This is a genomic window from Desulfovibrio sp. TomC, assembly GCF_000801335.2.
Lineage (GTDB): Bacteria > Desulfobacterota > Desulfovibrionia > Desulfovibrionales > Desulfovibrionaceae > Solidesulfovibrio.
The window spans coordinates 22003-28002 of sequence record NZ_JSEH01000034.1; the positions used below are offsets into that span (position 1 = coordinate 22003).

Genomic DNA, 6000 nt, shown 5'->3' on the forward strand with positions numbered 1-6000 from the left:
CAACGCCAAACGAGGGCTGTATCCCTGTGTTATGTCTTAACTAATCGATAAGTTTTGTTAAAATGTCTTAACAAATACTAAGCTCTAACGTAGGTAAAAAACTTTTTATCTTCTATTATCATATGATTGTAGATGACGTCTAGGGCGAGAAAACTGAAGATACTCCCCAAAGATGTTGCCCCTGAGGTGTAGTCGTTAAGGATTTGCGTTGCCCTGGTTGCGAGAGTTTTATGAATAAGACAATGATTTTCAATGGCTGGGTAGCCAACTGACTTTAGGATGCCTTCTTCGTCTGAGAAGTGATTAGATATGTCTGCGCAGAGCTTCTTAATAGCGTCAATACAGGTGTCTTGGGGTAAACCGGCAAGCATACTTTCAAGCAGCTCGTTTGCAGTTTTGAATAATTGCTCGTGTTGCTGGTCGATGATGCTATTTCCAGATTCATAGCTTTGTTGCCAAACTAATTTAATAAACCCAGTACGAGTTTTCTCGTGGATGCCAAAAGAAGTAACACTATCATTAAAAACTTCTACTTTATTTCTACCATTTTCCTTCGCTTGATATAAAGCCATATCTGCCTGTTTTAACCTGACTCCAAGCGGTTTGTTGTCTCCTGTAAACGAAACCATGCCTATACTAATGGTTGATTTTATAGAATGACCACCAGAATAAATGCTTGAACTTTCAATATTCGTTCTAATTCTATTGGCAACAATTGTCCCTATGTGCACGTCAGTATTTAGCAGTAGAATGCTGAACTCTTCTCCGCCAAGTCTGCCTAGTATGTCTATAGACCGGATCGATTCTTTGCAAATTTTGGCAAGTTTTGTCAGAACAATGTCGCCGGTATCGTGTCCGTAGCTGTCGTTGATGTTTTTAAAATTATCAATGTCTATCATAAGCAAACAAAGCGGCTCGTTAAATCTCGCTGCTCTTTCCAGTTCTGTAGAAGAATGGTCAAAAAAATAGCGACGATTTCCTATTTTTGTAAGAAAATCTTCTGAAACCATCCTAACTAGTTCTTGCTCAAGTTGTTTAGACTTAGATATATCTTGAATTTGAGAAATAAAAAATTGAGGAGAAAGGTCTTTGTCGAACACAAGGGAGACGCTCAGGCGCACATAAACTATTTTTTTTGTTTTAGATATATACCTTTTTTCCATTTCGTATTTTTCAAGTTCTCCAGAGAGCATTCTTTGAACATAGTTAAGGTCGTCATCAAGATCTTCTGGATGTGTTATGTCCTGAAATGTTCTCTCTAGTAGTTCAGACTCTGTGTATTTGACTAAATTGCAAAAAGACTGGTTCACTTTGAGCCATCTGCCATCAGTTCCAACCAAGGCCATCCCGATTGCGGCATAATGAAAAGCATTCGCGAAAAGAACGTTGTCAGAGTCAAGGGATGCAATACTCCCTTTGTAAATGTCGATATTTTTCATTCGCGGAGACATCTCAAATCCTTTTCCGGTTTATGCATGAAGCCAGTCAGTGGGCAGTAGAAAATATCAATGCCTGGGGACTGGGAAGTGGGGTATTTGATTTCGGTGCTCACTCTGGTGGTTTATTCGCATTTTTATTGACAAATATTTTAATGTTCATGTCGGAATAAATAACATGGTCAATTAACCAGTGTTTGATAAAATTACAAACCTCTGCTGGATCTATTTCTGTTTGATGGTAAATGCTATCCTGGTAATGTTTTACACTTAGCTTTAGTTCGAGATGTTCAGTTCTGTGCTTTTCAATATCCGGAAAACGAATTGTATCCATGTATTTTTCTTCATGCGAAAAATGTGTTACAGTATATTCACGAAGTTCATGGAAACATTTTTTGATTATATCGCGGTCATTTGTTTTGACTGAAGATATTAAAATGTTTGAGAGATCGATCAGCTTTCTATGCTCGTTGTCGATTTCTTCAATGCCAAGAGATAAACTTTCATTCCATGCTAGGCTGTGCATGTGGCCTCCATGATCGAAAACATTTTTCCATGATCTTTCACGGTACCACTTCTGGCAACTATCATTGGACTTCTACCAATGTGAACATGCTTCGGCTTGGACTGAGGAGTTTTCATTCAGCCTCGGTGGGCCAGTGGAATCGGGCTGAGGTGCCACTTGCACGGAGTTGTACACTTTTCCAGTGTATCAAAAAAGACCAAATTAAATACCCACGATTCTCCCGTTAACCAAAAATGAGACTTTTTACCGCTCACGCAGACGTCTGCGCATCGTGTAAGTAAGTCCCTGTTGCCGCCGCATAGTATTGGTTCATTTCAGCCCGCGCCGCTCGGGTCACCTTGTTCAAAATTCCACGCGTTCTAGCTCAACATGTCTCACGATTCATTGGGCATCAGCGTTCAAATCCTTTTAATTCGTTCAACATTCTGGATCGGCAGCAAAAACGCCAGTTTAAAATAGGTGGACCACCGGTTAAAGCGGTCCACCTTCCGATAACAATCAAGCATTACGACCTTGCAGGCTCACATTTTGTTAGACGTCCATGATCTCCAAGTATACCAGCGTTTGGTTTAGTAACTGATAGGCAATTTCACCAAAGGTGACTGGCCCAGTGAAGGGGTCGGTTTTTTTGCCTTCGAGTTCGGAATAAAGGTAATTCAGAATACAGTTGCAGGAGAAGGCAACGCGTGCAGATTCGATAGAGCATTCTTTACTGAGCCGGTCATTGAACTCCTTAACGTAGTCAATCACAGGCTTGGCGTGTTTGTAGCGAATGCCTGAAAAGACAGGAGCATAAAACTTCACTAAGCCTTCTACTTCGTCGACATCCTGGAAGCTGATATTGACCAGAGCCCCGTAGTAGTCGGCCACAAGCGGGAGTTTGGTGTCTAGTTTGTTCTTGACGATGTAAGCGGCGAAGTTACGCTTTTCACCGTTGACCATGACGTCCTTGGCGGCAAAGTCGTCGGCGGTGAAGGTCAAGATGTCACCGTCACCCTGCTCGAACAGGTTGACGATGCCGATCTCAGCCACTTTGCCCTCGGGCAGTTGAGCTTGGAGCACCAGAGCTCCTTCCTCCAGCACATCGCCAGTAATGCCATCTAATACTTTGGGCGTTTTTTTGCCTAGGTCGGAGAGATGCACGCCGGCTATCCAACCGATCAGGGGGCGTATACCAAAATCTTTATAATTAGGGGCATTGAGAGCGAAGGACAAATGGGTCTTGCTCATTGCTGGGATGACAATGAAGCTAAAGCCATTTTTTGGGCCTTCTGTGTAGACCCGGGCCAAGCTATTCTGGTCGTAGGCAATGATTTCGATGGAGGTGACCAAATCAGTAATATCCGTGGTACAAATCAACTCACGGCTGACCATGCCCCCCTGGTCTCCGGATATGAAATAAGGGATCGTGCCTGCGATCCAATCGCCTTTGGGCAGTTGGCGCAGGACCTCTTCGTCGCCGGCCAGGAGAAGCTTGCGTCCTGCTTCGATCATCTTCTTGACGTCTGCTGCGCTGGAAATTGTCTGTCGCATATTCCCTCCTAGCTGAAGATAGTTTTCAGATCGTCTTGAACACTTGGCATATTCAAGTTGTTGGAGAAAATGGCGTAAAGTTGGTCTACGCTACTGCTTATGGTACTAGGCGAGGGGTCCTCTTTCACTGTCCGCGTCAGTCGGCCAAGCAGGATTTTGGCAGCAAGAAATTTCAGCTGGAACGTTTTCTTTCCGGTCACGATGTCCTGCCATGCCTTGTTGCTCTTGCTCGGTACATCCATGTTCGCCTCCTTTGTTATTGTGCACGCGATTTTGCCTCAATGGGGAGTCTTGCCTTGCCTGGACAAACCCCTTGTGAGAGTATCAAATTCCATCAAAGGAAAGCCCAACGCCAATGGAACCATGGGGTTTTCATAACTTACGCTAAGCAAAGCCACAGTTCAAGATAATATGACGCGAGTTTGCATGCATCGTAGGGTTATTTTAGGCAACAGAGTAACGATATTCTGATTGGGTATCGACTCTTAATCTCGCCCCTACAACACGCGCAGCCCTCTGCGCATTGTGCAGCGCCTCACCACGCCCTCATTTTCCGGTTCATTTCGTCCCGGCCGCTCGGACACCCACCCCGTTCAAAATTTCAAATTTCCCACAGATTCGACGCAACATGCTTAAATCACACGCAATACGTAGGATACCAGCGTTCAAATTCGTTCAAAATATTTCAACATACTGAAATAGCAGAACAATACCATGGCAGTGCCAAAACTCATGGAAAAATGGGGACAGGGGGATTGCGGATAAATCGGGTCCGCCAACGAGGCCAACAGGCAGGGGCATCTGATAAACGAAAAAGGGGCCAGGACTTTGACGTCCTAACCCCTTGAAATCCTTGGAGCCAGCATGGAGACTCGAACTCCAGACCTGCTGATTACGAATACGTTGCAAAGCACGTTGCACGAAGTTGTCAGAATTTGTCCTCCGTTGAAAATACATGCATTATATTTAGTTGCGTGTTGTGCTTCGATGCCGGCGGTTGCGCTTTTGGGTAGCAATATGGTAGCTATCAGCCATCTCAGGGTATCAATAGGGTAGCAAAAATGGCTGGACAAAGAGAGCGCACAAAGTTCACGGGCGTCTACCAACGAAAGAGCGAAACCCGGCGCAACCCACGCGACGGAAAGGCCGATGTCTGCTTCGACATCACATACAAAACTGCCGACGGCCGGAAGGTCTGGGAAAAAATTGGATGGAAGTCCGAGGGATTTACCGCACAATTCGCCAACCAAAAACGGTCGGAGCGCATCCAGGCCGTTCGACATGGTGAGGTGATCCCAACACGCAAGACCGCCGTGACTCTGGCTGATGCTTGGGCCATTTTCAAAGAGAAGTGGCTGCCAAACTTGGCCCACCCCCGTGACGAGGAGAGCAGATATACATGCCACATTGCCCCGCGCTTTGGGTCTGTTCCCCTGGATCGGATCACCCCCTTGGACCTGGAATCCTTCAAGCAGGAATTGCTCGGCAAGGGATTGGCCCCGGCGAGCGCCCGCCTCATCCTGGGGGACATTCGGCGTATCTACCGTAAGCTCATCGCCTGGAACCTCTACTCGGGCAACGTCCCGACCGATGGCCTCAAGATGCCTCGCGCTGACAACGCACGCATCCGTTATCTGACGCCAGACGAGGCGGAACGACTGCTTGACGCCTTGAAAACCCGGAGTCCGATGTGGCGGCGCATGGCCATGGTCAGCCTGCACACCGGTATGCGAATTGGGGAAATCCTTTCCCTGCGCGGCAGCGACATTGATCTTTCGGCTAAGGTCATCCATGTGCGAGACGCCAAAGCTGGTACGCGCATGGCCCATATGACGGATACCATAGTACCAGTGCTTGAAGAGGTTATGCCCAGTACACCGGACGGACTGCTCTTCTGCTCCGAGGCCGGCAATCCGTTGCGAGTAACTGATACGAGCAACACCTTCGCGAAAGTGGTTAAGTCGCTCGGTTTCAATGACGGCTTGACGGATCGCAGACAAAAAGTCGTTTTCCATACTATTCGGCACACTTTTTGTAGCTGGTTGGCAATACGCGGCGTCCCTCTTTACACAATTGGTGAATTGGTGGGACATTCCAGCCTAGAAATGACAAAACGATATTCTCACCTTTGTCCTGACACAAAACGGCAGGCAATAAGCCATGTAGAAACTATGGCTAGTAATGGAAAAACGCTATGACTGCTCAGTTGTTTTTACACGTTTTGATTCAAGGTAAGCTTGCAAAGTTTTTCGAGAATACAGAATTCGACTACCATCTTTGATATAGCTTGGGCCTCCTCCTCGGCATCTTTTAGTCTTTAGAGTCGCAGCGGAAAGAGAGAATAATTTTGCTGCCTCCTCTTCCGTTAAAAATTCTTTTCTCCGAATAGCTTCAATTTCCGCAATAGGAGCTAAAATCCTTGACAGGGTCGTCTCCATGGCCTGTTCTATGGTATCGTGCTGGATTTCCATTTTCACTTCTCCTGTATTTAGCCTGGTATGAATA

The 6000-nt window shown here is 46.0% G+C and carries 6 protein-coding genes; 1 reads left to right on the forward strand and 5 read right to left on the reverse strand.

Features of this window, described 5'->3' with window-relative positions; translation table 11 throughout:
* Window positions 1–77 precede the first annotated feature (77 nt).
* From NY78_RS20580 to NY78_RS20590, 4 genes are all read right to left on the reverse strand, one after another.
* On the reverse strand, window positions 78–1439 hold the full coding sequence (locus tag NY78_RS20580; RefSeq protein ID WP_197084289.1) for a diguanylate cyclase: 1362 nt from the start codon (window positions 1437–1439) through the stop codon (window positions 78–80).
* Between the two features lie 109 nt (window positions 1440–1548).
* Window positions 1549–1962, reverse strand: coding sequence for a bacteriohemerythrin (locus NY78_RS24065; RefSeq protein ID WP_082140138.1), 414 nt, complete (start codon window positions 1960–1962; stop codon window positions 1549–1551).
* 531 nt (window positions 1963–2493) lie between these two features.
* Window positions 2494–3495, reverse strand: a complete 1002-nt coding sequence (locus NY78_RS20585) for a DUF6976 family protein (RefSeq protein WP_043640485.1) — start codon at window positions 3493–3495, stop codon at window positions 2494–2496.
* An 8-nt stretch (window positions 3496–3503) separates the two neighbouring features.
* Window positions 3504–3737 (reverse strand): hypothetical protein, encoded by a 234-nt coding sequence (locus NY78_RS20590; protein WP_043640487.1) that lies wholly within the window; start codon window positions 3735–3737, stop codon window positions 3504–3506.
* Window positions 3738–4556: 819 nt separating this feature from the next.
* On the opposite strand from NY78_RS20590, the gene NY78_RS20595 reads away from it, so the two are divergent.
* The gene (locus NY78_RS20595) at window positions 4557–5693 is read left to right on the forward strand and encodes a site-specific integrase (RefSeq protein WP_043640489.1); all 1137 of its coding nucleotides are present in this window, start codon (window positions 4557–4559) and stop codon (window positions 5691–5693) included.
* On the opposite strand, the gene NY78_RS24070 is transcribed toward NY78_RS20595, so the two are convergent.
* Window positions 5688–6000: helix-turn-helix transcriptional regulator (locus NY78_RS24070; protein ID WP_231584060.1), on the reverse strand; the 313-nt coding region annotated here is incomplete at its 5' end. The two genes, NY78_RS20595 and NY78_RS24070, sit on opposite strands and share 6 nt — an antisense overlap.